This is a genomic window from Mycobacterium kyorinense, from assembly GCF_002101735.1.
Taxonomy (GTDB): Bacteria; Actinomycetota; Actinomycetes; order Mycobacteriales; family Mycobacteriaceae; genus Mycobacterium; species Mycobacterium kyorinense.
Window position 1 is genome coordinate 32,462 of sequence record NZ_LQPE01000031.1, and the last position, 25,181, is coordinate 57,642.

General features: G+C 67.3%; 25 protein-coding genes and 1 pseudogene. 7 read left to right on the plus strand and 19 right to left on the minus strand.

Annotation, left to right across the window (positions count from 1 at the left end; translation table 11 throughout):
- Positions 1-208: 208 nt before the first annotated feature.
- The 5 genes from AWC14_RS05635 (at position 209) to AWC14_RS05655 (ending at position 3,964) form a co-directional block, all read left to right on the plus strand.
- Positions 209-508: a PE family protein gene (locus tag AWC14_RS05635; RefSeq protein WP_045382550.1), complete on the plus strand. Its 300-nt coding sequence runs from the start codon at positions 209-211 to the stop codon at positions 506-508.
- A 15-nt stretch (positions 509-523) separates the two neighbouring features.
- Positions 524-1,717, plus strand: coding sequence for a PPE family protein (locus tag AWC14_RS05640; RefSeq protein ID WP_081968244.1), 1,194 nt, complete (start codon positions 524-526; stop codon positions 1,715-1,717).
- A 78-nt stretch (positions 1,718-1,795) separates the two neighbouring features.
- Positions 1,796-2,203 carry a putative copper homeostasis (lipo)protein LpqS gene (gene lpqS / locus AWC14_RS05645; RefSeq protein ID WP_052425645.1) on the plus strand — a complete coding sequence of 136 codons (408 nt, stop codon included), beginning with the start codon at positions 1,796-1,798 and terminating at the stop codon, positions 2,201-2,203.
- 285 nt (positions 2,204-2,488) lie between these two features.
- A complete protein-coding gene (locus tag AWC14_RS05650; protein ID WP_045382512.1) occupies positions 2,489-3,649 on the plus strand; it encodes a PPE family protein in 1,161 nt (386 codons plus the stop codon).
- Between the two features lie 117 nt (positions 3,650-3,766).
- Positions 3,767-3,964, plus strand: coding sequence for a hypothetical protein (locus AWC14_RS05655; protein WP_052425646.1), 198 nt, complete (start codon positions 3,767-3,769; stop codon positions 3,962-3,964).
- Positions 3,965-4,009: 45 nt separating this feature from the next.
- On the opposite strand, the gene AWC14_RS05660 is transcribed toward AWC14_RS05655, so the two are convergent.
- The 15 genes and pseudogenes from AWC14_RS05660 to dxr all read right to left on the minus strand — a co-directional run bounded on the left by AWC14_RS05660 (position 4,010) and on the right by dxr (position 21,421).
- Positions 4,010-5,314 carry a chloride channel protein gene (locus AWC14_RS05660; RefSeq protein ID WP_045382559.1) on the minus strand — a complete coding sequence of 435 codons (1,305 nt, stop codon included), beginning with the start codon at positions 5,312-5,314 and terminating at the stop codon, positions 4,010-4,012.
- 255 nt (positions 5,315-5,569) lie between these two features.
- Positions 5,570-6,346, minus strand: coding sequence for a 3-oxoacyl-ACP reductase (locus tag AWC14_RS05665; protein ID WP_193393835.1), 777 nt, complete (start codon positions 6,344-6,346; stop codon positions 5,570-5,572).
- Complete coding sequence (locus AWC14_RS05670) at positions 6,343-7,044, minus strand: gamma-glutamyl-gamma-aminobutyrate hydrolase family protein (RefSeq protein ID WP_045382562.1); 702 nt, start codon at positions 7,042-7,044, stop codon at positions 6,343-6,345. Before AWC14_RS05670 ends, AWC14_RS05665 begins: the two co-directional genes overlap by 4 nt.
- 104 nt (positions 7,045-7,148) lie before the next feature.
- Positions 7,149-7,466, minus strand: a complete 318-nt coding sequence (locus AWC14_RS05675; protein ID WP_045382518.1) for a type II toxin-antitoxin system PemK/MazF family toxin — start codon at positions 7,464-7,466, stop codon at positions 7,149-7,151.
- The gene (locus AWC14_RS05680) at positions 7,456-7,686 is read right to left on the minus strand and encodes a hypothetical protein (protein WP_045382520.1); all 231 of its coding nucleotides are present in this window, start codon (positions 7,684-7,686) and stop codon (positions 7,456-7,458) included. The genes AWC14_RS05675 and AWC14_RS05680 overlap by 11 nt, the downstream gene beginning before the upstream one ends.
- 54 nt (positions 7,687-7,740) lie before the next feature.
- Entirely contained in the window at positions 7,741-11,088 is a 3,348-nt protein-coding gene (locus tag AWC14_RS05685) for a DEAD/DEAH box helicase (protein WP_045382526.1), read from the minus strand.
- 137 nt (positions 11,089-11,225) lie between these two features.
- On the minus strand, positions 11,226-11,777 hold the full coding sequence (locus AWC14_RS05690) for an alpha/beta hydrolase (protein WP_045382565.1): 552 nt from the start codon (positions 11,775-11,777) through the stop codon (positions 11,226-11,228).
- A 178-nt stretch (positions 11,778-11,955) separates the two neighbouring features.
- A pseudogene (locus tag AWC14_RS05695) lies at positions 11,956-13,449 on the minus strand (cobyric acid synthase); the annotation flags it as partial.
- A 91-nt stretch (positions 13,450-13,540) separates the two neighbouring features.
- Entirely contained in the window at positions 13,541-14,398 is an 858-nt protein-coding gene (map, locus tag AWC14_RS05700) for a type I methionyl aminopeptidase (RefSeq protein ID WP_045382529.1), read from the minus strand.
- Between the two features lie 18 nt (positions 14,399-14,416).
- Positions 14,417-14,992 carry a DUF1707 SHOCT-like domain-containing protein gene (locus tag AWC14_RS05705; RefSeq protein ID WP_045382532.1) on the minus strand — a complete coding sequence of 192 codons (576 nt, stop codon included), beginning with the start codon at positions 14,990-14,992 and terminating at the stop codon, positions 14,417-14,419.
- 40 nt (positions 14,993-15,032) lie between these two features.
- Positions 15,033-16,841 (minus strand): penicillin-binding transpeptidase domain-containing protein, encoded by a 1,809-nt coding sequence (locus AWC14_RS05710; protein WP_045382534.1) that lies wholly within the window; start codon positions 16,839-16,841, stop codon positions 15,033-15,035.
- Between the two features lie 171 nt (positions 16,842-17,012).
- Positions 17,013-17,867 carry a GNAT family N-acetyltransferase gene (locus AWC14_RS05715; protein ID WP_057003316.1) on the minus strand — a complete coding sequence of 285 codons (855 nt, stop codon included), beginning with the start codon at positions 17,865-17,867 and terminating at the stop codon, positions 17,013-17,015.
- Between the two features lie 31 nt (positions 17,868-17,898).
- The gene (gene ispG / locus AWC14_RS05720) at positions 17,899-19,044 is read right to left on the minus strand and encodes a flavodoxin-dependent (E)-4-hydroxy-3-methylbut-2-enyl-diphosphate synthase (RefSeq protein WP_045376951.1); all 1,146 of its coding nucleotides are present in this window, start codon (positions 19,042-19,044) and stop codon (positions 17,899-17,901) included.
- An 11-nt stretch (positions 19,045-19,055) separates the two neighbouring features.
- Positions 19,056-20,264, minus strand: a complete 1,209-nt coding sequence (locus AWC14_RS05725; RefSeq protein WP_045376949.1) for a M50 family metallopeptidase — start codon at positions 20,262-20,264, stop codon at positions 19,056-19,058.
- Positions 20,261-21,421, minus strand: a complete 1,161-nt coding sequence (gene dxr, locus AWC14_RS05730; protein ID WP_162267204.1) for a 1-deoxy-D-xylulose-5-phosphate reductoisomerase — start codon at positions 21,419-21,421, stop codon at positions 20,261-20,263. Before dxr ends, AWC14_RS05725 begins: the two co-directional genes overlap by 4 nt.
- An 87-nt stretch (positions 21,422-21,508) precedes the next feature.
- Between dxr and AWC14_RS05735 the strand changes: the two genes are divergently transcribed.
- Entirely contained in the window at positions 21,509-22,180 is a 672-nt protein-coding gene (locus AWC14_RS05735) for a fasciclin domain-containing protein (protein WP_045376943.1), read from the plus strand.
- Between the two features lie 69 nt (positions 22,181-22,249).
- A complete protein-coding gene (locus tag AWC14_RS05740) occupies positions 22,250-22,504 on the plus strand; it encodes a DUF2631 domain-containing protein (protein ID WP_045376941.1) in 255 nt (84 codons plus the stop codon).
- On the opposite strand, the gene AWC14_RS05745 is transcribed toward AWC14_RS05740, so the two are convergent.
- From AWC14_RS05745 to dsbE, 4 genes are read right to left on the minus strand one after another with little or no spacing between them, the layout of a single operon-like run.
- Positions 22,497-23,246 (minus strand): DUF4097 family beta strand repeat-containing protein, encoded by a 750-nt coding sequence (locus AWC14_RS05745; protein WP_045376938.1) that lies wholly within the window; start codon positions 23,244-23,246, stop codon positions 22,497-22,499. The genes AWC14_RS05740 and AWC14_RS05745 overlap by 8 nt on opposite strands.
- Before the next feature lie 20 nt (positions 23,247-23,266).
- The gene (locus AWC14_RS05750; protein ID WP_045376935.1) at positions 23,267-23,725 is read right to left on the minus strand and encodes a hypothetical protein; all 459 of its coding nucleotides are present in this window, start codon (positions 23,723-23,725) and stop codon (positions 23,267-23,269) included.
- A gap of 31 nt (positions 23,726-23,756) precedes the next feature.
- A complete protein-coding gene (locus tag AWC14_RS05755; RefSeq protein WP_045376932.1) occupies positions 23,757-24,611 on the minus strand; it encodes a cytochrome c biogenesis CcdA family protein in 855 nt (284 codons plus the stop codon).
- 3 nt (positions 24,612-24,614) lie between these two features.
- Positions 24,615-25,100, minus strand: coding sequence for a disulfide bond-forming protein DsbE (gene dsbE, locus AWC14_RS05760; RefSeq protein ID WP_428838948.1), 486 nt, complete (start codon positions 25,098-25,100; stop codon positions 24,615-24,617).
- Positions 25,101-25,181: the final 81 nt, after the last annotated feature.

Here is a 25,181-nt window from a genome sequence, read left to right on the forward strand (position 1 = left end):
AACTAACCAACCGGTAACCACAAACCGTAATTGATGACCGCTTCGTTCCGACCCGGTCCCGGTGTAGTTTGCGCCGTTTAAATTAGCCTGCGCCGCATCAGCATACGCACGCCATCGCAGTGTGAGGACGTGGGCGGCTGGCGTGACCCATGACGCAACGGTAGGCACCGGGCATCGTTTCCGAGCCCAATTCCACAAGGAGAACACCATGTCATTTGTCATGATCGTACCGGACACTTTGTCGACGACGGCGGCAAACTTGCAGGTCATTGGATCGGCCATGAACGCTCAGAACATTGCCGCCGCGGGCCCGACAACCGGGGTGATTCCCGCCGCTGCCGACGAGGTCTCGGCCCTGACCGCAGCGCAATTCGCCGCGTATGCACAGATGTATCAAGCTGTGAGTGCACAGGCTGCGGCAGTTCACGAGTCACTGGTGAATGTCCTTGTCCTCAGCGCTAATTCGTATGCGGCCACCGAGGCAGCTAACGTGATCGCAGCGAGCTGAAGAAGGTGCGTGGCAATGGATTTCGCAGTAATACCTCCGGAAATCAATTCCGCCAGAATGTATTCGGGACCAGGATCGGGTCCGATGCTGGCCGCTGCAGCGGCCTGGGACGCACTGGCCGCCGACCTGCACTCCACGGCGATCTCCTACGGTGCGGAGATCTCGAGCCTGACCACCGGATGGCGCGGCCCAGCGTCCGCGTCGATGACGTCTGCGACCGCATCCTATCTGGGATGGATGACCAGCACTGCCGCCCAAGCTGAGCAGGCCGGTACCCAAGCCAAAGCGGCGGCGGTCGCCTATGACGCCGCATTCGCGATGACGGTACCCCCGCCGGTGATCGCCGCTAACCGCAGCCTGTTGATGTCGCTGATCGCGACGAACTTCCTCGGGCAGAACACCCCGGCGATTGCGGCGACCGAGGCCCACTACACCGAAATGTGGGCCCAGGACGCCGCGGCAATGTACGGTTACGCCGGCGCGTCGGCAGCGGCCTCGACGTTGACGCCGTTCACCGAGCCCCCGCCAGCCACCAATGCGGTCGCGCCGGCCGTCCAGGCCGCCGCTGTCACCCATGCCGTCGGCACAAGCACGCCAACGACACTGTCGCAGTTGATGTCCACGATTCCCCAGGCGCTGCAGGGACTCTCCTCGCCTATGTCGTCCGCGACGTCGACGTCTGGATCGTCGGGATTGCTGGGTGAGTTGTTTCCGGATGGGCTGTTAGGTTCGGGCGGTCTGGGATTGAACAACAACCTCTGGAACACCATCTTCTCGTCCGGGTTCTACTCCCCCGGCAACCTTGCCCTGTGCGATTTCCTCGCCCTTGCGGGGATCGGTGCCGCGACGAGTGATGCTGCAAGCGCGGTTGAGGGTGCTCCGGGAGTCGCGGCTGCCGAAAGCGCGCTTGGTTCGGGCGCGCTGGGAAGTCTTGGCGGGCTGGGAGGCCTCGGCGAGGTCGCCGCGGGCGTGGGACGCGCGGCGACTATAGGTCCGCTCTCGGTACCACCCAGTTGGGCACCGGCGGTTCCGGCGATAAGCCCCCCGGCCCCGCTGTTGGGGGGTACCCCCCTCACCGCCCCTCCGGCAGTCGCGGCAGGTATGCCCCCGGTTCCGTTGGGCGGTGCCGCCGGACACGGCATCAACGGCACCGCCCCGCGATACGGATTCCGGCCCACCGTGGTGGCACACCCGCCCGCCGCCGGATAGCGGTGAAATCGCTGGGCGCCAACAGGTGCTGCTAACAGCCCTGCTGTACCCCGTGCGCGCTGCTACAGTTGAGGCACTGTGAAATTCAGCGAGGCGCACCGACCGTCGCGGCCGCGATCGAGCATCGCCATTGCCGCGGTTGTGTGCGTGCTGGCCGCCGTCGTCGGCTGTTGGTTGCTGCGGTTCGAACGGGGCACCCCCGACACACCGCCGTCCGCGGTGAAGTCGCTCGCCGCTGTCCACATCGACCAAGCGCATCTCAACCACGCCTCGTCACCCGCAAGTCATGCGCCGTTCAAGTCCGCGGGGCTACATCGCGATCGGCCGCCGACTCAGTTGCGGATGACGCCGGTATCGCAGGCCTCACCATCGCCGATTTCATTGCCACCGGTGTGGTGCTGGCCGGGCGGCACTCAAGCCCGCACGCCGACACCGGATCATTCCGGGCAAGATCTCTTGACCCAGTTCTGCGTCGCCCGTCGCTGATCGGTCAGCACCGGTCGTCGTGTCATGTCACCACGGCCGGTGAGCACTGACCGACGCCAGCTCCGACGCACTCGCTCGCGACGCTTCGACTCGAGCGATCACGCGGATCACATTTGATTCCACCCGCGTCCGCGAACGCGGCGAATGTTAGCGGCGCCGCAATGGCCGGTCGGTCTGTCTCCGTAACGAAAGTCCTTGTCTTGAGGAGAAGTCCATGTCTTTTGTCACCAGCAAACCGAGAAAACCAGCCGCGTCAACACGATCGCCTGAAGGAGGTGTGTAGCGATGGACTACGGGATGTTGCCGCCAGAAATCAACTCTGCGCGAATGTATTCCGGGCCCGGCCCCGGCTCGATGCTGGCCGCCGCGGCGGCGTGGGACGAATTGGCCGCCGAACTCGGTTCGGCGGCGGTCTCCTACTCGTCGGTGATCGCCAGTCTGACCGGCGGGTCGTGGTTGGGCCCGTCGTCGACGGCGATGGCTGCGTCAGCCGCGCCCTACGTGGCCTGGCTGCACGCCACCGCCGCACAAGCCGAGCAGACGGCCAACCAGGTCAAAGCGGCCGTCGGCGCCTACGAAACCGCGTTCGCGATGACGGTTCCCCCGCCAGTGATCGCCGCCAACCGCGCCCAGCTGATGGCGCTGATCGCGACCAATGTGCTGGGGCAGAACGCGCCCGCGATCGCAGCGACCGAGGCGCAGTACGGCGAAATGTGGGCCCAGGACGCGGCTGCCATGTACGGCTACGCCGGGGCCTCGGCGGCGGTCACCTCGCAAGTGGCGCCGTTCAGCCCAGCACCGACGACGACCAATCCGGCCGGACCGGCCAGTCAAGCCGTCACGGTCGCCCAAACCACCGGCACCTCCGCCGGGACAGATGCGCAGGCAATGCTGTCACATCTTACCACTGCGGCACCTCAGGCATTGCAGGGCCTGGCGTCGCCCACATCGTCCACATCGGCATCGTCGGCTCTGGACTCCCTGAAGTCATATATGTACCCGGTATCGATGATGTCGATGATGCCGATGAGGGGCTTGTCGATGGTGAACATGCTGAAGTCTCTGAGCTCGACGACTGGCGCCGCGAGCAAGGCGGTTACGGCAGCGAGACCGGCGCTGGCGGGCGCTCTGGTTGCGTCGACGGGGGCGGCAGGACCAGCAGCGAACCTAGGGTCGGCCGTGCCTGCGGTGTCGGCCGGTATGGGCAGCGCTGTCTCGATGGGGCCGTTGTCGGTGCCGCAGAGCTGGTCCGCCGCGACAGCGCCCGCGGTAAGCCCCGTCGCTGCGGGGTTACCGGCCAACAGCCCCAGCGCCCCGCCGGTAAGCGGGCCCGCAGGGATGCCGCTGATGCCGGTAGCGAACATGGCCGGCCGCGTCCCAGCCGGCGGTACCCCGCACTACGACATGCGTCCCACAGTGATTCCGCGCTCGCCGTCCGCCGGCTGATGAAAGCCGCAATTAACATCGGTGCCGCACGGTGTCCACGCCCCGCTGGATTGACTTCAGACGCGCTGGGCAAGCGGTCAGCGCATCGAAGTCGACCACAGTTGGGAGTCGATCTTCGTGCAGCAATTCACCGCCAGCTACCGCCTTGTTGCCATCTTTGTTCTCATGGCAGCAGAATCTGCTTGCATACCAATACCATCGGAGCTGATCATCATGCTTTTCGGTTTGGCCACCGGCCGCTTAGAACCCGGCGTCCATCCAATCCTCTTCCTCATTATCGTTGCCGGTGTAGCGGGCAAAGTGGTTGGCAGCTAACTCGCATGGGTGGTCGGACGCTTGCCCTGCATTGACGGAGCGGCGCTAATCTACGGCATTCACCGCGCCACTTAGCCGCGCGGAGTAAATGGAGTATCCATCGACCCAGCGGGTGGTGGTCGTCGCGAAGACGGTTGCCACGATCATGGGAACCACCAGGGCTAGACCGCTGTGTGTGAGGTCGAGTACCAAGACCAGCGCGGCCAATGGTGCCTGCATGGCAGCGCCCATCGTCGCCGCCGCACCAATCAACGCGTATGCGCCGACGGGACTGCCGGGCCAGACCAATCCCCACAAAAGTCCCAGGCTTCCGCCCAGCACTGCGCCGGTACTCAGCACCGGCGTGAAGAGTCCACCTGAGGCTCCACTACCCAGGCACAGCGCTGTGACGAAGGGCTTGAGCACACTTAGCGCGGCCAGTAGCGCGAGGCTGCCCAGCCCGAGAAACGCATGGTGGGCCATGCCTTTGCCGTTCCCGTAAAGTTGAGGATACGCCAGCGCGATCAGGGCGAGCACCGAGAAAGCGGCCAGCGGTGTGAAGATCGCAGGCCAACCGTTGATCCGATGATGCGAAATCCAGCCGATAACCCTGATGTATCCGGCCGCAAGCAAACCCACTATCGGGCCGACAACCGCTGCCCACACGAGAAGCCTTGTCTCATAAGGGTAGTGGGGAACATTGAGATAGACCGCGTGGCTCGGCAAATATAGCCAGGAGGTGAGAGTCGCTGTCGCGGCGCAGGCCAGCGCGGGCAAAACCACCGGCAGGTTCACCGACCCGATCAACACTTCGGCGGCGAACAGCGCGCCTCCCAGCGGGACGTTGTAGACCGCAGCCAGGCCGGCACCTGCTCCGCACGCCACCAGCAGCCGGCACTGCGCCGGTGTCAGCCGTGTCCAACCGGACAGCACATTGCCCGACACGGCGCCGAGTAGTTTCGGTGCGGATTCACGCCCAAGCGAAGCACCCAGACCGATCACAATTTCAGAGATCACCGCTGAGCCGAAACTGCGGCGCACCGAGAGTCGACCTTCGCCTGTCCACAAAACCTCGTCGACCTCGGACGTTCTTCCGCGGGTGTAGCGGCGCAGCAGATACCAAGCAACCCCGCCGAACACGCCGCCGATCAGCAGTGGTGTCACCCGGTGCCAACCGCTGGCGTGCGTGACCGCCTGCTGAAAAGTCTCTCCTCTTTCGTTGACACCGAAGGCCGCATGTTCAACCAAGAACAAGATCAGCATCATCAGATCGCCGAGCAGTCCCGCCGCGACACCGGTAGCCAACACAACTCCCCAGAAGCGGCCGCTAAGTCGGGCATCATCATCTCCGGTCACATTGGGCTGCAGCATCGCGCCGCGACCGGACGGCAATCGACGCTTGATCAGCGGTACCGGGATTCGTTCGCGCCTCATGCTCACGAGTCGGAAACTTTCGCAGATCCGATCCCGAACAGCGCGGTGTGGTCAGCGCAGCGTGGACAGCAAAGTTCACTCATCTTTTGCATCACCCGAGCGATCAGTATCTGTACCCCTGCGTAAACATACCTACCCGCAGCTTGCAATCGAGTGGGCGGACATGTCGAGAGCCCGAAACGAAATGCCCCGCTAGAGCGGGGTGACGTAGGCGGCGCTGATGCCGCCGTCGACCAGGAACGTCGACGCGGTGATGAATGATGCGTCGTCGCTAGCGAGAAACGCGATGGCCGCGGCGATTTCGTGCGCCTCGGCGAAGCGGCCCATCGGCACGTGCACCAACCGGCGCGCGGCACGCTCGGGATCCTTGGCGAAAAGCTCGATCAACAGCGGGGTATTCACCGGCCCGGGACACAGCGCGTTGACCCGGATGCCCTGGCGGGCGAACTGGACACCCAGCTCGCGGGACATCGCCAGCACTCCCCCTTTGGACGCGGTGTAGGAGATCTGCGAGGTGGCCGAACCCATCACCGCGACAAACGAAGCGACGTTGACAATGGCGCCCCTGCCCGCGGGCACCATGTGCCGCAACGCCGCCCGGCTGCACAGGTACACAGATTTCAGGTTGACGTCTTGCACCCGCTGCCACACCGCGGGCTCGGTGTTCTCGATCAGCCCGTCCTCCGGCGGCGAAATGCCGGCATTGTTGACCGCGATGTCGACGGTGCCGTGGGTGGCCACCGCGGTGTCGAACAGCGCGTTGACCGCCGCTTCGTCCGAAACGTCCACGGGCACAAAGGAACCGGCTAGTTCGTCGGCAGCCGCGGCGCCGGCCCGTTCGTCGATGTCGCCGACGACAATCGTGGCTCCCTCGGCGTGCAGCCGCCGCGCCGCGGCCAGGCCGATGCCGCTGCCGGCACCGGTGACGACGGCGACCCTGCCTGCCAGCCGCTGCGTCAGGTTCATCAGTTCACGCTCGCATACGTGCGCGCCGCATCCACGATCGCGTCGAACAGCCGCAGATCGTCGAGGCTTTCCTCGGGATGCCACTGCACGGCGAGCACAAAGTCGTCGCCGGGCAATTCGAGGGCCTCGATCACGCCGTCGACGTCCCACGCGCTGACGACCAGGCCCGCTCCGACCTCGGCGATGGCCTGGTGGTGATAGCAGCGCACATCGGCCGACTCCCCCAGCAGCTTCGCCAGCCGGGTGCCGGGCACTGTCCGCACGCTCAAGGTGTTGAACACGGCGTTGCCGGCCCGATGGCCGCTGTGCCCGATGACGTCGGGCAGGTGCTGGTGCAGTGTTCCGCCGAGTGCGACGTTGAGCACCTGGGCGCCGCGGCAGATGCCCAGCACCGGTAGCTTCCGGTCGAGCGCCCCGCGCAGCAGCGCGAACTCCCACGCGTCACGCTCCGGACCGGGTTCGTCGCTGGCCGGGTGCGGCGGCCGGCCGTAGGTGGCCGGGTCGACGTCCTTGCCGCCGGTGATCACCAGTCCGTCCAGACCGTCGAGCACTCGCCCGGCGATGCCGGCGTCGACCGGCTGCGGCGGCAGCAGCACCGCCACACCGCCGGCCAGCGTGACGCCCTGGAAGTAGGCGGCCGGCAAAAAGCTGGCACGGACGTCCCAAATGCCCGTCTGGGCCTGATCGAGATAGGTGGTCATGCCGATCACCGGCGGTCTAGAGGCGCTCAAACCCACGCCCCCTTCCCTGTTCGGTGACCGCCGCGATATCGATGTGCGCGTACTCGAAGAATGCCACGGCTCGCTCAGTCCAGGCCGAGTGCCACCCGCAAGGCGGTATCGACAACCTGCATCTCGGCGGCCCCAAGTCGGCCGGCGAATTCGCCGAGGCGGTGTTGCGGATCGATCACTGTGAGCTGTTCGACCATCACGCGGGTCTTGGTGCCGTCGATTTCGATCTCGGGGCGAAACGAGGCAGCACGCCGTCCGGTGCAGGTGGGCGCGATGATCCACGTCGAGAGCGGCAGGTCGTCGGACTGCACCACCACGGCGTAGCGCGCACCGCCCTGTTCGTGCCCACGCGCGTCCTTCGGGGCTTTCAGCCGGTATAAGTCACCACGCACGGATCGCGTCCATCTCGGCGGCCAACGCCCGAGAGGCTGCCACGTCGTCGGGGTCGTTGCGCAGCGCTTCAGCCTCGGCCCGCAAACGGGCTCGCCGATGTGTGCGCTCAGCCTCCAGAATCGCCGCCCGTGCCGCCTCGGACCGGGACCTGCCCTCACCCGTTAGCGCCGCCATCGCTCGTTCCACCTCCGGGTCCGTGCGAATCGTCAGCGTGCTCATACGACAGATTGTCCTACCGCCACAGTTACGCTGGGCAGTTATCAGCCGACACCGCTAGCCGAGCAGTTCCCGCACGTCCGACGCGGTGATCGCCGAGCTGAACAGCTCGCCGTCGTCGACCACGGCGGTGAACAGTTCGCGCTTGCGCTCCTGCAGCGACACCACTTTCTCCTCGATGGTGCCCGAGGACACCAGCCGGTAGACGGTGACCGGGCGGGTCTGCCCAATGCGGTGGGTGCGGTCGACGGCCTGGGCTTCGGCTGCCGGGCTCCACCACGGATCGCACAGGAAGCAGTAGTCGGCCTCGGTCAGGTTCAGCCCGAAGCCCCCGGCCTTGAGGCTGATGAGGAACACCTGGTTGACGCCCTCGCGGAATTTCGCCAGCTCCGCCGCGCGGCCGCGGGCGCTCACCTTCCCGTCCAGATAGCTGTAGCTCAGGCCCGCCGCATCCAGGTGTGACCGCAGGATGCCGAGGAATCCGGTGAACTGGCTGAACACCAGTGCACTGTGGCCTTCGGCCATCAACTGCGGAAGCTGCTCGACCAGAAAGTCGATCTTGACCGACCCAGCATTGATATCGGTGCGGTCCACCAGGCCGGGATGCAGGCTCAGTTGACGCAGCAAAGTCAGCGACCGAAAGATCTGGAACCGATTCTTCTCCCAGTCCCCCAGTAGACCCAGCACCTTCTGGCGCTCGCGGGCCAACCGGGTGTCGTAAATCTTGCGGTGTTTGGCACTCAGGTCGACGGTGAGTACTTGTTCCTGCTTCGACGGTAGTTCCGTGGCCACCTGGGACTTCGTCCGGCGCAACAGCACCGGTTTGATCCGGCGGCGCAATACCGGCAACCGCTCCCGGTTTGCACCCGACTCGATCGGTTTGCGGAAATAGTCGCCGAATGCCTTGGGTGACGGGAACAGTCCCGGCACCGTGATCGACAGCAGCGACCACAGTTCCATCAGATTGTTTTCCATCGGAGTACCGGTGATGGCCAGTTTGAATTCGGCGTCGAGCCGCCGAACGCAATGATGCGTCTTGCTGTTGTGGTTCTTCACGAACTGAGCCTCGTCGAGAACGATTCCAGCCCAATCGATTTGAGCGTACACCTGGAAGTCGATGCGCGAGAGCGTGTAGGAGGTCACCACGATATCGGCATCGGCGACCAGTTCCGCGAGCGGGCAGCCGGATCGGGCATCGGTCGCGGTGACGGCCACGGCGTTCAGGCTGGGTGTGAACTTGGCGCACTCGGCGACCCAGTTGCTGACCACGCTGGTCGGCGCGATGACCAGGAACTTACCGGCGCCCGCGGCGGCGGCACGCGCGATCAACGCCAGCGTCTGCACCGTCTTACCCAGACCCATGTCGTCGGCGAGCACGCCGCCAAGTCCGTTGTCCCACAGAAACGATAGCCAGTCCAGGCCGTCACGCTGGTAGTCGCGCAGCGTCGCGTCCAGGCCGCTCGGCACCTCGACGGGAACCGGGGGTCGCGCGGCACTCAATCGGGCCAGGTTTTGCCGCCAATGCGCCACCTGCTTGTCGACAACGCCCAGCGCGAGCAACTCCTCCCACAGCGTGACGTTCAGCGACCTGGCGTTCACCTTGTCGCCGTCGATCTCACCGAGCGCGCGGGCTTCGTCGATCAACTCCCGCAAGCGAACGAGCTCCGGCGTGTCCAGACGGAAGTAGACGCCGGTGGGCAGCAGCATATGTGTTGCACCCGAGGCTAATTCGGTGATCACGTCGGACATTGGCACACTGTGCCCGTCGACTGTCACGGCGATACTCAGGTCGAACCAGTCGGTTTGCGCCGGCTCCTCCCCGCTGGCGAACTGCAGCTGCGGGCCGGTCTCCGCTAGCCGGAAATCCGGTGCGGTACCGTTGATCTCGACGGTCAGGCCATCGACGCAACCCAGCCTCGGCAAGACCTCGCCGCACAACACCGCCGTCTCGACGGCGGCCAGATCGATCGGCGAACGCAACGTCGCGATTGACGCCGCTGCCACGGCGGCCGCAGCATCGCGGGCATCCTCGATCGCACACAGCTCACGGACGAGCGCGCCGTCGAGGACACGGGTCATTCGCTGCTTGACATGAAAGGCGGCCTGGTGTTTCCAGGTACGTGAAGTCGCGGCAACCATGCGCAGCGCGGGGGCGAGCCGCGACCAGGCGGCCTCTTCGGCGGTCGCGTCGCGGTAGCCGGTCAGCGGCGCCGACGAGTCGGGGTCGAAGTCGTGATGTTTGTCGTTGACCTCGTAGCGGGTGCTCCAGTACGCCCGGGCCCCAGTGCTAGTCATCGTGACGGTCAGCACGGCGATCGGCCCCATCACGGTGGGCGGGGTGAATAGTCCGTCCTCGATCTCTACCGGCATGGTGTTGGCCAGCCGCGGCAACACGCTCAGCGAGAACTCCTCGGCGCTCTCGGCGGGAATGTGCACCCGGCGGTCGTGGGCGATGAGGTCCAGCACGGTGGGTCCCGGAGCCGGGTTGAACGCGCCCAGCCGTAATACGCCGTCGACGATCTGACTGATGCCGTGCGGCGTGGGCCGCCCGATTAGCCCGACACCGCCGGCGTCGCACTCCTCGCCGTCGACGGTCAACTTCACCGACATGGTCGCCCCGCCAGCGCCGTCGGCGGCGAAATCGAGGCGCAGTGAAGCGTTCTTGACCAACTCGACCGCGCGCAGACCACTGGATTTGTCGGCGACCAGCGTCACCCCGGCATCCTGCGCGGCGATCAGCCCCGGCCACAACGCCCGCGACGCTCCGCTGATCATCAGCAGCTCACCGTCGACCACCGGGGAGAACCGCTGCAGGTCGGTGACCAGCGTCCGAAGCGCGCCGTACTGGCGGCTGTCGAACTCGCCGGCCGCCGAACCGTAGAGAAGTTGCCGCCAGCTGAGCCGGCGTTTGATCCACGTTCCACGTTTGCCAATGGTCACCGGGCGTAGCGCGACCGCGCCGCCGGGCCGGTAGTGCGTGGGCGTGGTCACCGAGAACTCCAACCCGACCGGAGAGCCGGCGGACACGGCGGGGGGTGCCATCTCGTCGAGCACCCTGGTGAGGACGGTGCGCCAGGGGTCCGGGTCGGCGGGGTGCGCGTGTTCGTCAACGGCGACGGTCAGCAGCAGCGCGACGGCATGTTTGCAGAAGTTACCGACCGGGCACTCGCACTCGGCCCATTCCAGCAAGAGCACACCGTCGTCGTCCTGGAAGGTGACGTCAACGTCGTACACGAGACCCCGTGATCCGGCACAGCGCCCAAACAGGGCATGCACTGTCTCGTCCCAATCGACGTCCCAGACCCGGCCCTCGGCGGCATATCGCGCGCCGCGGGCGATCGTCGCGGCGTCGAAGTCGGCACGGAGATCATCGGGGCCCATGACGAGACGTGGTGATGACGACATGCGCGAAGGATAGAGACGAGCACCGACAGATTCGTTGAGGCAGCGCGGCGCGTTGGACAGATGCAGTCGAAACTAAGACCCATGCGAAACAGGCGCCGCAGCAGTCACTTCCGTGTTTGGGAGAGGCGCCCGGTTGATTACCAGGTGCTGGTGCGCAGGACGATCTCAGCGGCAAGCTGTGCGGTGGACTCTCGCGCGTTGCGCCGGCCGAGCAGCTCCACGATGCGGTAATCGGCGTAGACCCAGCGTTGGCTGGCGCGCGCCACCGCCTGGGAGGCCGGGGTGCTGACCAGCGCGGTGGTGTTGATCTCCACCGGTGGGCAATGAGCGTCGCGGATCACCCCGGTCAGATCGGCCACCCGGGGGTGCCCGCGGTCGATGACGATCAGGCTGGTGAATCGGTCGAGCCTGGTTGCCGCCAACTCCCAAGCCAACTCGCCGCCGATGCGATCGCCGACGAGCACGCCCCAGTTGATGTCGAGGACGTCCATGATCCCGACCACCGATTTGGGGGTCAGCCGTTGGTCCGGTCCGATGACAATCGTCCGTAGCGATGCGGTGTGCAGGCGTTCGCACACCGGGTCATAGGCGGTGAGCGCCCGCTGCGCCGCACCCAACACCACCACGACGGAACCCTTTTCCGGACCTGCCAGATTGACCTCGATGGGGAATCCGTCGACGGTGGTCATCATCGTCGGAGGCACTTGTGCAAGGTAGCGCCAATCGGCCGGTGCGCGGGCCGTTTCTGCATTGTCTCTCAGAGCACTACCAGGCCTAAATTCTCGGGCGCCGCGTGCCGAGCGACGGGTGTGGCTGCTGATGCGGCTGTAAACCGCTGGCGCAGTGAGGGTTTGACGGCGACTGTGCCAGGCCGGCGACGAGGGTCGGCCGCAGCGGCGGTCCGTCCTCGAGCAGTCCGATAATGGCATCGATGTCGGCATGGGCGTCCAATAAATCGGCCATCAAATCCAATTGGGTATCGCGGCGTGCGGTCACGTCGACGTCGTCGGCCACGACGAAACCTTCGCGGTTGGCCGCGGCGGCCGCGACGGTCAGCCACTGCCGACGAAAGTCGTCGTTGTCGAACAGCCCGTGCCAATGGGTGCCGAACACGTGATCCCGGCGATACCCCTGCGGTGATTCGTCGGTGCCGAACCAGGCGGCCTCGGCACAGCGGGCCACCCGCCCGTGGTGGATCTCGTAGCCGGTCAACGGGTTCTGCCACCGCCGCAGCACCTTCTCGGCGCCGAACACGACGTCGACGTCGAGCAGCCCCAAGCCTTCGACGCGGCCCGATCCGGATTCGACCGGGTCATCGATCGAGTGGCACAGCATCTGGAAGCCGCCGCAGATGCCCAGCACCGGCCTGCCCGACGCCGCGTGCGCCGCCACACCGTCGGCCAGCCCTTGTTCGTGCAGCCAGCGCAGGTCAGCGACGGTGGCCTTGCTGCCCGGGAGCACGATCACGTCGGCGTCGGCCAGGTCGGCGGGGTCGGTGACCCAGCGCACCAGCACCCCGGGCTCGCAGGCCAGCGCCTCGACGTCGGTGGAGTTGGAGATCCGGGGCAGCCGCACGGCGGCGACCCGCAGCCACTGCCGGCCGCGCGGCGGCTGTGGGCCGCCCAGGACCCGATGGGCCAGCACCGAGACGGAGTCCTCGGCGTCCAGCCACAGCTCGTCGACGTACGGCAGCACGCCGTAGGTGGGCCGGCCGGTCAGTTCGGCCAGTTGGCGCAGCCCGGACTCCAGCAGCGCGGGGTCACCGCGGAATTTGTTGACCACGAACCCGGCGATCAGCGCCTGGTCTTGCGGGTCGAGTATCGCGACGGTGCCGTACAGGTGGGCCAGCAACCCGCCACGGTCGATGTCGCCGACCAGGATCACCGGCAGGTTCGCGGCACTGGCCAGTCCCATGTTCGCCACATCGGTTGCCCGCAGGTTGATCTCGGCCGGCGAGCCGGCGCCCTCGCAGATTACTGCGTCGAATTCTGTTCGCAGGCTTGACAATTCGTCGAACACGACATCGGCCAGCTGCTCTCGGTGTGCCCAGTAGCCCGCCGCGGTGACGGTATCGGCGACCTCGCCGCGGACCACCAGTTGCGAGGTGCGTTCGCTGCCGGGTTTGAGCAGGATCGGGTTGAACCTGACGCTGGGCTGTAGGCCCGCCGCGCGGGCCTGCATGGCCTGCGCACGGCCGATTTCGCCGCCTTCGACGGTGACTGCCGAGTTGTTCGACATGTTCTGCGCCTTGAACGGCGCCACCCGGATGTCCTTGCGGGCCAGCAGCCGGCACAGCCCCGCGACCACCATGGACTTGCCGGCGTCGGAGCTGGTGCCCGCGACCAGCAGAGCACCGCTCACTTTTGTTGTGCGAGCAGACCCGGCGAGTGTGCGGTTTCATCCGCGACACGCCGCGAAGGGCGTATCAAATCGCACAGTCGCGGCGGATCACTCACGGCAGCGTGAGGATTTCGGCGCCGGTATCGGTGACAAGCAGTGTGTGCTCGAACTGCGCGGTCCACTTGCGGTCCTTGGTGACCACCGTCCAGCCGTCGTCCCAGATTTCGTAGTCCAGCGCGCCGAGGTTGATCATCGGCTCGATGGTGAACGTCATCCCCGGCTCGATGATCGTGGTGACCGAGGGCTGGTCGTAGTGCAACACCACCAGGCCGTTGTGGAAGGTGGTGCCGATGCCGTGGCCGGTGAAATCGCGAACCACGTTGTAGCCGAACCGGTTTGCGTACGACTCGATCACTCGGCCCACCACCGACAGGGAACGGCCGGGCTTGACGGCCTTGATCGCACGCATCGTCGCCTCGCGGGTGCGTTCGACGAGCAGCCGGTGCTCCTCGGAGATGTTGCCGGCCAGAAACGTCGCGTTGGTGTCGCCGTGCACGCCGTCGATGTAAGCGGTGACGTCGATGTTGACGATGTCGCCGTCCTCGATCACCGTCGAATCGGGGATGCCATGGCAAATCACCTCGTTCAGCGAGGTGCAGCAAGACTTGGGATAGCCCTTGTAACCCAGCGTCGACGGATAGGCGCCGTGCTCGACCATGTACTCGTGCGCGATGCGGTCCAGCTCGTCGGTGGTGACGCCGGGCGCGACGGCCTTACCCGCCTCGGCCAGCGCGCCGGCGGCGATCTTCCCGGCGACGCGCATCTTCTCGATCACCTCGGGAGTTTGCACCCACGGCTCGCTGCCCTCGCGTGCAGTGGATCTGCCGACATACTCCGGGCGTGGGATCGACTTGGGCACCGGGCGCGTCGGGGACAGCACGCCCGGGGAAAGCGCGGTGCGAACAGGCATGTCGCAAGGGTACTGGTATCAGCGCCGGCGAAGTAAAGACCGGCGCGGCCCGCGGATCACCACCGACCCACAGACCACCCGCCCGGTCAACACCACATGCGGCGTTCCCTCGGCGGGCGCGTTCTTGCGGCGGTCGCTGGCGCTGCCCGCGTAGACCTCGACGTCGTCGATCGAGGCGCTGGCGCCGTCGGGCAGGCGAATATCGACGCCGCCGAACTTCATGTCGAGCTCGATCACGACAACCGGCCCGGCGAAACGGGCGTGCACGAGATCCAGTTCGCACGACCCCACCCGGCGGACCAGCGCCAGCCTTGTCGGCACCATCCATTCGCCGTGCCGCTTGAGCGAACCCAGCCAGCCGCGCAGCTCGACCCGGTCGGCCGCCGAGGTGACGATCGCACCCGGCCCGGGCAAGTCGCCGACCAAGCTGTCGAGGTCGCTGCGGGTCCGGGCGTAGGACACCTGCGACGAGCGTTCCTCGAATTCGCCGATGTCGATCAGACCGAGCGCGACGGCGTTGTGCAGGCGGCGCAGGGTGCCGTTGCGGTCGGCGTCGGACACCCGCAGTTCGGTCAGTTCATCGGGGCGCGTCATAGCGGTACCAATCTACCGTTACCAGCGGGAAAGCCCAGCGTCACGCAAGGTAGTCGCCCGGCAGCGTCTGGAACATCCGCTTGGTCATCCGCACCGCGTGTTCCGAACTGCCGCCCCCGACGATCAGCGCCGCGAACGCCATGTCGCCGCGATAGCCGGCGAACCAGGAGTGCGATCCGCCGGGAAACTCGGCTTCCCCGGTCTTCCCGAACACCGCGCCGCAGTCGGCGATGTCGGTGGCGGTGCCGTTGGTGACGACCAACCGCATCATCGGCCGCAGACCGTCGAGCATCTTCGGCGTGATCGGCGTCGTGTCGCCGTTGACCGTCGTCGGCCGGCCCTCGATCAGCCTCGGCACCGGCGTTTTGCCGGCGGCCACCGTCGCCGCCACCAGCGCCATGCCGAACGGGCTGGCCAGCACCTTGCCCTGGCCGAACCCGTCTTCGGTGCGCTCGGCCAAATCGACCGTCGGCGGCACCGAACCCGTGACCGTCGTGATGCCGTCGAGCTGGTAGTCCAGCCCGAGGCCGTAGCGCGCGGCCGCCTGACTCAAACCGCGCGGCGGCATCCGGCTGGCCAGTTCGGCGAACGTCGTGTTGCAGGAGCTGGCGAACGCCCGCGACATCGGGACCACCCCGAGGTCGAATCCGCCGTAGTTGGGCACCGTGCGGTGCCCGATGTCGATCTCGCCGGGACACCCCAGCAACGTGTTGGGGGTGGCCATGTCGCGCTCGATGGCCGCGCCCGCGGTGACCATCTTGAACGTGGACCCCGGCGGGTACAGGCCGGTGGTGGCGACCGGCCCGTCGGCGTCGGCGGCGCCGTTCTGCGCGACGGCCAACAGCTCCCCCGTCGACGGCCGGATCACCACGATCATCGCCTTGCCGGGCTGGGTGTCGACGGCGTGCTGGGCGGCGTCCTGCACGGAACGATCCAGGCTGATCGAGATCGACGGCGCCGGCGACGGCTCGACCTCGTGCAACACTGCGACGTCGACGCCGTTCTGGTTGACGCTGACCACCCGCCAGCCGGCCTCGCCGTCGAGCTGGTCGACCACCGCTTTTTTCACCTCGTTGATCAGGGCCGGGGCGAAATGGTCGTCGGTGGGCAGCAGTTCGGCCTGCGGGGTGATCACTACCCCGGGCAGCTGGCCGATCGCGGGTGCGACGTTGTTGTTGTCGTCGACCCGCAGCGTGATCAGGTCCAGCGGTTTGGCCGACGAGCTGGCCTGCTCGGCCAGTTGCTGCGGGTCGTTCAGCGCGTCGTCGAAGGGGTGCAGCACATCGACGACGGCGCGGGCCGTCGAGATCAGGTTCGGCCCAGCCCGGGTGGCGTCGAGCGTGTAGTGGTAGAGGTAGCCGGGTGCCAGCACGTCGGTGCCGCCGACTTCGTTGACCGAGGCGCGCCGTGGCGGGTCTGCCCGCAGCGCGAACGTCTGATGCTCACCCAGCCGCGGGTGCAGGTCGGTGGTGCTCCACCGCACCAGCCAGCGGCCCTCGTCGCGGGCCATCTTCAGCTGTCCCTCGTAGGCCCAGGTCCGGTTCTTGGGCAGATGCCAGGTGTAGCGGTAGGCCACCGTGCCGGTGTCCTCGGTGTACTTCGAGCCGAGCACTTCGGCGTCCAGGTGGGTGGCCTGCAGGCCGGCCCACGCCGCGTTGAGCGCTTCGCGGGCATCGCTCGGGTCGTCGCTGAGGTCGGCGGCCGCCGCGGTCTCACCGGTGGAAAGCGCGGCGAAGAACCGCTGGGCCGCCGGCGCCGGGCCGTCCGGACGCGGCGTACAGGCCGGCACAGCGATCGCGAAGCCCAGCAGAACAGTGACTGCTGATGCGATTGTGGTCTTAGTTGCCATTGAGGCTGATGTTACGAAGTGGTCTCGCCCGACGGTCGGAGGCGCACCGAGACCCAACCGTGACTCAGGGTTGCGTCGTCGCTCTGGCCGCTACTTCGGCGAAACTTAAACGTCTGCGATCCTGCCCGGCGTGTCGTCGCAACCAGTTAAATGTCGCGCAGCCAAGCGAGCTCAGTCGAGCAGCACCGTCGCGAAGCTGCCTACTTCGGTGAAGCCGACGCGCGAGTACGCGGCGCGGGCCACGGTGTTGAAGCTGTTGACGTACAGGCTGGCGATGCGTCCGGTGCCGACGATCACCGCCGCCAGCGTCGCGGTGCCCGCGGTTCCCAGGCCCTGGCCACGCCGATCCGGATGCACCCACACGCCCTGGATCTGGCCGACGGCCGGAGACTGCGACCCGACCTCGGCCTTGAAGACGACCTGCCCGTGCTCGAAGCGGGCCCACGCCCGGCCCTGGGTGATCAGGTTGGCCACCCGGCGGCGATAGCCGCGGCCGCCGTCGCCGAGCCGCGGATCCACCCCGACCTCGCCGATGAACATGTCGACGGCGGCCACCAGGTAGGCGTCGATTTCGGTGAGCTTGACCTGGCGCACCTCAGGGTCGATCGCGCAGTCAGGCATGCGGCCCAGCGCCATCAGCGGCTGATGCTCCCGCACGTCGCGGGCCGGACCCCAGGCCGGTTCGAGCCGTCGCCACATCGGCATCACCAGTTCGGCCCGGCCCACCAGCGACGAACATCGCCGCGAGGCGCTCATCGCCTCGTCCGCGAAGGCGTTCAGGTCGGCCGGCCGCCCGCGCAGCGGAATCAGGTTTGGGCCTGCGTAGCAAAGGGATTCATCGACGCCGCGGCGGGTCCACAGTTCGCCGCCGATCGCCGACGGCTCGATGCCGTGGTCGGCGACCCGCGCAGCGACCATGCACGACCCGACGGGGTCGTGGTCGAGAACGCGGCGCACCGCCGCCACATCCCGCACCACCGACACCCGTCGCTGGTCGACCAAGCGGTGGATGGGCGGAGCCGACATCGTGACTCTTTCTGCGAGCAGGCGGGCTCTCTCAGCTTACGGTCACGACGGGCGAACCGCTCGCAGTACCTTGCTCACCGGCGAGCCGCAGGGCCTCTTCGATCAGCGTCTCGACGATCTGCGCCTCGGGCACCGTCTTGATGACCTCGCCGCGCACGAAGATCTGGCCTTTGCCGTTGCCCGACGCCACCCCGAGGTCGGCTTCGCGGGCCTCCCCCGGCCCGTTGACGACGCAGCCCATCACCGCCACCCGCAGCGGCACGTCCAGGCCGTCCAGACCGGCGCTGACCTGGTTGGCCAGCGTGTAGACGTCGACCTGGGCACGCCCGCAGGACGGGCAGGACACGATCTCCAGCCCGCGCGGCCGCAGGTTCAGCGACTCGAGGATCTGGTTGCCGACCTTGACCTCTTCGACCGGCGGCGCCGACAGCGACACCCGGATGGTGTCGCCGATGCCTTTGCTCAGCAGCGCACCGAACGCCACGGCCGACTTGATGGTGCCCTGGAACGCCGGCCCGGCCTCGGTGACCCCGAGGTGCAGCGGGTAGTCGCACTGTGCGGCCAGCTGCTCGTAGGCCGCGACCATGACGACCGGGTCGCTGTGCTTGACGCTGATCTTGATATTGCCGAAGCCGTGTTCCTCGAACAGCGACGCCTCCCACAGCGCGGACTCCACCAGCGCCTCCGGCGTGGCCTTGCCGTATTTGGCCATGAACCGCTTGTCCAGCGATCCGGCGTTGACGCCGATGCGGATCGGAATGCCTGCTGCCGCAGCGGCTTTGGCGACCTCGGCGACACGGCCGTCGAATTCCTTGATGTTGCCGGGGTTTACCCGCACGGCAGCACAACCCGCGTCGATCGCGGCGAAGATGTACTTGGGCTGGAAGTGGATGTCGGCGATCACCGGAATCTGGCTGTGACGCGCGATTTCGGCCAGCGCGTCGGCGTCCTCCTGGCGCGGGCAGGCCACCCGGACGATGTCGCAGCCGGCGGCGGTCAGCTCGGCGATCTGCTGCAGCGTGGCGTTGACGTCGTGGGTTTTGGTGGTGGTCATCGACTGCACGGCGATCGGGTAGTCGCTGCCGACGCCGACGTCGCCGACCATCAGCTGGCGGGTCTTGCGCCGCGGCGCCAACGTGGGCGCCGGCGGTGCCGGCATGCCCAGTCCGACAGACATGAGTGAATCTCCTACTGGAACAACCTGATCGGGTTGACCAGGTCGGCGGTAACGGTCAGCAGCATGTAGCCGACCACCACGACCAGGATGACGTAGGTGGCCGGCATCAGCTTGAGGTAGTTGACGGGCGCCGCGGCGACCATGCCGCGCGCCGACCGGATCATGTTGCGGATCTTCTCGTACACCGCGATCGCGATGTGCCCGCCGTCGAACGGCAGCAGCGGCAGCAGGTTGATGGCGCCCAGCACGAAGTTCAACTGGGCCAAAAAGAACCAGAACGCCACCCACAGCCCGTGGTCGACGGTGTCGCCGCCGATGATGCTGGCGCCGACGACGCTGATCGGGGTTTCGGGATCACGTTCTCCGCCGCCGATCGAGTGCACCAGCGCGCCGACCTTGGTGGGAATCTTGGCCAGCGACTTCCCCAGCTCCACGGACAGGTCGCCGGTGAACGTGAAGGTGGCGGGCACCGCGGTCAGCACGTTGTACTTCGTCGGCCCGGACAGCGCGCTGCTGCTGATCCCGATCGCGCCGACGGTCGACGCGGAGTCGGCGTGCTGGGACGTGAACCGCTTTGTCTGCGCGACGTTCACGGTGAACTCGAGCCGGCGGCCGTCGCGCTCCACCACCACCGGTGTGGGCCCGCTGCGCGGCTGTACGGCGGCCTGCACGTCCGCGAAGCTGCGCACGTCCTTGCCGGCGACCTTGACGATCACGTCGCCGGGCTTGATCCCGGCGACGGCCGCCGGCCCCGGACCGGTGCACTGGCCGAGCTCACCCTTGCTGACTTCCGGTGCCACACAAGCGGTTCCGCCGACGACAGCGCGGGTGTCGGGGTGCAGGTTCGGCAGCCCCCAGATGACGGCGATGCCGTAGATCAGCACCAGGCCGATCAGGAAGTTCATCCCCGGACCGGCCAGCAACACCGCGCTGCGCTTCCAGGTCTTCTGCTTGTACATGGCGCGGTCGCGTTCGTCGGGCCGCAGTTCTTCGACCGCCGTCATCCCGGCGATGTCACAGAAGCCGCCGGCCGGGATCGCCTTGAGGCCGTATTCGGTTTCGCCGCGCCGCGTCGACCACAGCGTCGGGCCGAAGCCGACGAAGTAGCGGCGCACCTTCATCCCGGTGGCGCGCGCGACCCACATGTGACCGCACTCGTGCAGCGCCACCGAGATCAAGATGGCGAGCGCGAATGCCACGATGCCGACGACGAACATCATCGGGTAGGTATGACCTCCTGTGTGACGGCACGCTGCGCCCGTTCGCGGGCCCAGCGCTGCGCGTCGAGTACGTCTTCCACGGTAGCGGGTAATTGCGACCATTGGTCGGCGGCGCTCAGCACCTCGGCGATCGTGCGAACGATCGCGGGGAAACGGATCCGCCCGGCCAGGAACGCCGCCGCGGCTTCTTCGTTGGCCGCGTTGTAGACGGCGGTCAGGCAGCCGCCGGCCCGGCCGGCCTGCCGGGCGAGCTCGACAGCCGGAAACACCGCGGTGTCCAGCGGCTCGAAGTCCCAGCTCGACGCGGTGGAAAAGTCGCAGGCGGCCGCGGCGCCGGGCACGCGGTCCGGCCAGCCCAGGGCCAGCGCGATCGGCAGCTTCATGTCCGGCGGGCTGGCCTGGGCGATCGTCGAGCCGTCGGTGAAGGTGACCATCGAATGCACGATCGACTGCGGGTGCACGACGACATCGATGCGCTCGTACGGGATGCCGAACAGCAGGTGGGTCTCGATGAGCTCGAGCCCCTTGTTGACCAGCGACGCCGAGTTCAGCGTGTTCATCGGGCCCATCGACCAGGTCGGATGCACGCCGGCCTGCTCGGGAGTGACGTGCTCGAGGTCGGCGGCCGACCAGCCGCGGAACGGCCCGCCCGAGGCGGTCAGCACGATCTTGGCGACCTCGTGCGGGCCGCCGCTGCGCAGACATTGCGCCATCGCGGAGTGCTCGGAGTCGACGGGCACGATCTGGCCGGGCTTGGCCGCCTGCAGCACCAGCGGCCCGCCGGCGACCAGCGACTCCTTGTTGGCCAGGGCCAGCCGGGCGCCGGTTGCCAGCGCGGCAAGCGTCGGCCGCAGGCCCAGCGCGCCGACCAGGGCGTTGAGCACGACGTCGGCGTCGGTGTTCTCGACCAGCCGGGTGACGGCGTCGGGGCCGCGGTAGGTGACGTCGCCGATCGCCGCGCCCTCGTCGGCGACGGCTATGTTCGTCACCTGAGTCTCGGCGCGCTGCCGGGCGAGCAGGTCGGGGTTCGCGCCGCCGGCGGCCAACCCGACCAGCTCGAAGCGATCGGGGTTGGCGGCGATGACCTCCAGCGCCTGGGTCCCGATCGAGCCGGTGCTGCCCAGCACCAGGACGCGCAGGCGGTCGCTTGTCACCAATTCATTGTGCCGCGCCTGTCTAACCCTCGCGTTTAGCGCCAGACCAAAGCGGGAAAGGGGACGAACACCTACCGAGAGGATGGCAGCATGAACAGACCGCTTGCCGCGGCCGGCGTCGTCGCGCTGGCAGTGACGGTGTCGTCGGCCTGTACCACCGAGGTCCACGAACCGGTCCAATCCGCGCCATCCACCGTGACCACCACAGTGGTCATCACCTCGCCCACGGCCGCGACCACCACCGGAACCGCTGCTCCCGCAGGGAATCCCATCGGCCCCGGCTGTGCGGAGTACGAGCAGCAGGTGCCCACCGGGCCCGGTTCGGTGTCGGGCATGGCCAAAGACCCGGTCGCCGTCGCCGCGTCGAACAACCCTCGGCTGACGACGCTGACCCAGGCCCTGTCGGGCCGGATGAACCCGGACGTGAACCTCGTCGACACGGTGAACAAGGCCCAGTTCACTCTGTTCGCGCCGACGGATCAGGCGTTCGCCAAGCTCGACCCCGCCACGATGGACCGGTTCAAGACCGACGCGGCGTTCCTCAACAGCGTGCTGACCTACCACCTGGTCAACGGGCAGCTGACCCCCGCCCAGGTCGACGGCGTACACCAGACGCTCGACGCCAACACCACGCTGACCGTGACCGGCACCGCCGACAGCCTCAAGGTCAACGACGCCGCCGTCACCTGCGGCGGCATCAGCACCGCGAACGCGCAGCTCTTCATGCTCGACACCGTGCTGATGCCCCCGCCTGCCCCATAGGCCCGGTCCTCTGCCCGGCGTGTGCCAGAATGTCGGGGCATCAGCTAGCCCAATCTGGAGGTAATCGCCGTGGTCGGTACCGAGGTCGAACGCCACACCGGGGTCGATGTTGCCGACGTGCCGTCCGCCGACTGGGGCTGGAGCAAGATCAACCACCGCACCTGGCGCATCCTCGGGCTGTGCATCGCCGGGTTCCTGCTGCTGATGCTGCGCGGCAACCACGTCGGCCACATCGAGAACTGGTTTTTGATCAGCTTCGCCGCGCTGACGCTGTTCGTCGTGGTGCGCGACTGGTGGGGCCGCCGCCGCGGCTGGATCAGGTAAGGGTCGCGACGGCCCGGTGGATATCGACGTCCCCGGACCCGGTTCGCACCTTCACCGTCAGCGTCTCGTCGCCGTCCTCGGGCCCACCCGCAGGCTCCAAGCGGTTGGTGACGAGACCGGAGCCGGTCATGATGTCGAGGCGGGCGGCGCTGCCCTGCGGAACACCGATTTCGACGGCGCCGCTGCTGGTATACGCGGTAACAGCGCCCCTGACCGCCGCCGCGATGCGGACCGAACCGGATGCCGTTTGCGACTTCACCCGGCCGCGCAACCGATCCAGCGACAGCGAGCCGCTGGCAGCCTGGAACTTCAGGTCACCGTCGAGCTCGGCGATGTCGGCCCCGCCCGAGGAGGCGGAGGCCTTGAGCTGGCCGGTAATCGATTGCGCGACAAGGCTTCCGCTCGCTGACGAAAAGTCGAAATCCGCGAATTCGCCGTCGGCGCGTACGTCGGCGGACGCCACAGCGACGCGGATCCGGGAGTGCGACGGCAGTTCGACGACGATGTCGACCGCGCCCATCCGATACCCGAGGAAGCCGAATTTCGCCGGCGCGACGGTCAGCTGACCGTTGGCGTAGGACACCCGCGCCTGTTCGGCGGCGCGGACGTCGGCGGGGCGGTTCGGGTCGCGTGGGCTGACCTCGACGACGGTGTCGGTCCGGTCGGTGGCGATCAGCCGGATCGAGCCGGCGGCCGCGTCGATGCGGGCGGAGATGGGCTCGGGTGTGGCAAACGTGGGCATCGGGCCTCCTTTGTCGGTTCTCAGCGCACCCAGCCGGTGACGTGATGGCGGGTGTCGGTTCGTGGCGGCGGTTCGACACGCGCCGCGGCGGCGCGGACCAACCAGGCGTTCAGGGAGATGCCGTCGCGGCGGGCGGCGGCCTCGATCCCGGTCCGCAGCGATTCCGGTAACCGCAGGGTCACCCGCCAGGTACCGCCCTCGTCGTCGACCACGGGGGCCTGGGCGGGCGGCTCGTCGAGCGGTGGGCTCACGACGAACTCCGGGTCGCGGCCGCGCAGCCGAACCTCGACCGAGCGCGGCGCGAGCTCGCGGGTGATCTCTTCGGCACCCGCCGCCAAAGCCTGCAGCAGCGCCAGCCGGATTGCCGACTCCAGCGGCGCGCTCAGCCGATCGGCCAGCTCCTGGATCTCGGACCCGCCTGCAGCGGCGGCGACGCCGAGCTCGTGGCGGACCGCGTCGATGTACGGCTGCAACTCCATGATGTCATTATGACATCATCATGGTGTCATTTCAAGTGTCGTGATGGCGTCGCCGGTAGCGAGCGGTGGCGAGCGCGGCCGCGATCAGCAGAAGCAGTGCCAGCAGCCAGGGCCAGGCGCCGTGCTGGTGGACCCATCCGGCCAGCGCTCCCTGCACGCGGCCGGCCGCCGCGATCACGGTGTCCTGCGGGTGCCCATGTAGGGCGAACAACCGCACCTCGTAGAGGCCGTAGTAGCCGACGTAGAGCCCGACGACCACCAGCAGTGCGCCGCCGGCCCGGTTCACGAACGGCAGGATTCGCCGCAGGCGATCGGCCAGCGCCGAGCTCGCGCACGCGGCGGCGACCGCCAGTACGCCCACCACCAAGGTGAGCCCGGCGACGTAGGCCAGGTAGATCGACACGCCGCCGAGGATCGATCCGCCACGCAAACCGGCCGCGGTGACCGCCAGAAACGGACCGACGGTGCACGACAGCGAGGCGATTGCGTAGCTGAGGCCGTAGCCGTACATCGAGCCCAGCCGGACCGTCGGGGCTCGTTGCGCGCCAAGCTGTTTGGGTATCAGCACGGTCAGCTCCCGGCCGCATAGCAGCCAAATGCCAAGGGCGACAAGCACAACGCCGATCAATACCGTCACGTAGGGCAGGTAGTGCTGCACCGCCGCCGCCGCCGACACGGTGAGCGCGCCGAACACGCCGAACACCGTCAGAAAGCCCAGCGCCATCCCGACGGTGGCCACCAATGCGCGGCCGACCGACGTCAGTCCCGCTGATCCGCTGCCGCGTACCACCAGAACGAGATAGCCGGGCAGCATGGCGAATCCGCACGGGTTCAGCGCCGCAACCAATCCGGCGGCGAACGCCAAACCCACCAGGCCTTGGTCCACCGATTACTTGAGTGCCGCCACCCGGTCGGACAGCTCTTGCTGGGGCATGGCCGCGGTCGGGTTGTTCACGAACGTCGACGTGCCGTCGGCGCGGTAGAACACATACGCAGGCTGCCAGGGCACGTTGTAGCGCGCCCAGATCGACCCGTCGGCGTCGTTGAGGTTGGTGAAGTTCAGGTTGTACTTGGAGACGAAGTTCTGCATCGCGCCGACATCCGAATGCGCCGCGACGCCCACGAACGTGACCCCGGGATTCGCGGCCGCAACCTGGCTGACACCGGGCGCTTCGGCGTTGCAGTACGGGCACCACGGCGTCCAGAACCACAGCACTGCCGGCTTGCCCTGCAGGCTGGCGCCGTTGAACGGGGCTCCGCTCAGCGTGGTCGCGGTGAAATTCAGCCGATCATCGGCTGCATGCGCACGCGGTGCCAGGCTTGGCGCTGCCGCAAGAGCGACGCTGATGACAACCAGGGCAACGAGTTTCGTCAGGATGGAACAGTGAACCCTCATGGCAGGCCTTTCGTTTTCATGTTTGCCTTAACCACGTAAAGCTGGCCGGGTTTAGTTCAA